Source organism: Streptomyces boncukensis (assembly GCF_011045075.1).
Taxonomy (GTDB): domain Bacteria; phylum Actinomycetota; class Actinomycetes; order Streptomycetales; family Streptomycetaceae; genus Streptomyces; species Streptomyces boncukensis.
In genome coordinates this window covers 1-1,662 of the sequence record NZ_JAAKZZ010000911.1, presented here as the reverse complement: position 1 = coordinate 1,662, position 1,662 = coordinate 1, and the positions used below count along the sequence as shown (strand labels likewise).

The 1,662-nt window shown below is 69.1% G+C and carries 1 protein-coding gene; it reads right to left on the bottom strand.

Features of this window, described 5'->3' with window-relative positions:
- Nucleotides 1–23: 23 nt before the first annotated feature.
- Nucleotides 24–1,262, bottom strand: a complete 1,239-nt coding sequence (locus G5C65_RS36925; protein WP_165303404.1) for an IS110 family RNA-guided transposase — start codon at nt 1,260–1,262, stop codon at nt 24–26.
- Between the last annotated feature and the right edge of the window lie 400 nt (nt 1,263–1,662).

Genomic DNA, 1,662 nt, shown 5'->3' with positions numbered 1-1,662 from the left:
AGACATCTCACGTGCCTAAGAAGTCAAGCTGCGGCGGCTGGAGCTGCTGAGAAGGAGGTGAATGCGTGATGCTCGTCGAAGAGCTGCCGGTTGTGCAGGCAGTGGTAGAGCTGACCGAGCAAGCGGTTGAACAGGTGCCGCTGGGCCTGAGCATGCCAGTCTCCGGCCTTGCGTCGACGGCGGTAGTGGGCGTCGGCTCCGGGCGAGCTGGTCAGGGCGGCGAAGGCCCAGAGGAATCCGGCGGTGATCAGCCGGTCGTTCTTGATGAAGCGGCGGCCGACGAACTTCTTCCTGCCCGAGGCCCTGGTGATAGGGGCGGAGCCGGCGTATGCCTTCAGGGCGCGGGCATCGGTGAAGCGGTCGCGGTCGTCGCCGATCTCGCCGAGCACCCGGGCGCTGAGTTGGACGCCGAGGCCGGGGAAGCTGAGCAGGATGTCAGCGTCCGGGTGCTTGCGAAAAGACTCCTCCGCCGCCTGAGCCAGCTCGTCGGCCGCTCGGCAGGCGGCATCCAACTGTTTGATGAGGGCGGCAAGTTGGTGTCCCATGGCGTCCTCGACGGGCTGGGGATGGCGGGCGTAGTCGCCGCGGAAGATCTCCCGCAGGCGCCTGGCCTCGGTGTCGATGCCTCGGACGCGGCCGGCGCGCCGCAGTGCGGCCTGGAGCTGTGTGACCGAGAGCTTCGCGGCGCGGGCCGGGGTCGGCGCCGCGGCCAGGACGGCGCGAGCTTCGGGCCGGGCGAGGCCGTGCTGCTTGCCCTGGAAGGCGTCGAGGGCGGCCGGGTAGAACGTCTTCAGCAGCGAGCGGACCTGGTTGACCAGCTGCTGGCGGTGCCAGACGGCGTCCTGCTGGGCGCGGGCGAGCACGGTGATGGCGCGGGCCAGGTCGCTGTCAGCGGGAAGCGGCCGGTGGGCGTGCATGTCGGTGCGCAGGATGTTCGCCAGGACCAGGGCGTCACCCGGGTCGGACTTCTTGCGGCTGACGCCGTGCCGGTCGCGGTAGCGGGCGGCGGAGAGCGGGTTGACCGCGTAGATCCGGCGCTTGCCGGTGCGCAGGGCGGCGACCAGCAGGCCGTGGCTGGTCTCGATGGCGACCGGTATCGGGTCGTCTGGGGTGTCGCCGTGCTCGGCGAGCAGCTCCAGCAGGACCCGGTAGCCGGCTGCGTCGTCGGTGATCCTCTGCTTGGCCAGCAGCGTGCCAGATGTGTCGACCAGGGCTATGTCGTGGTGTCGTTCGGCCCAGTCGATCCCGCAGTAGACGTTCAATCCGGACTCCTTGCTTTGTGTGTTTGTGCAGGTGGCAAGCCTGTGTGGGCCACGCGGCGACCTAATTCCAGGACTCTCTGGTCCGCCATCTCACTAGCCGTTCGTGACGCCAGTGCGTCGCGGGGGCCCCGGTCTTGTGCAGAGCTCGACGGCTCGGGAGGGAACGGGGGGTCACCCTGCGGCGGGCTCGCACCACGACGATCAACGTCCGGGCGGTCGGGATGGGTTTCGCGGCGACCCGAAGACGCCGGCGGCAACCGCTCTCTCATAAGGCCTCAGCGGGCCGGGAGAACACAGGAGTCCATCCGGCGCCCACGCGGCCACCGCGAAACCCATCCACATCAGTCAGTCCAGCAGCCCTTCACGGGGCTGCCCTGGAACCGCCTACTCACGAATTAGG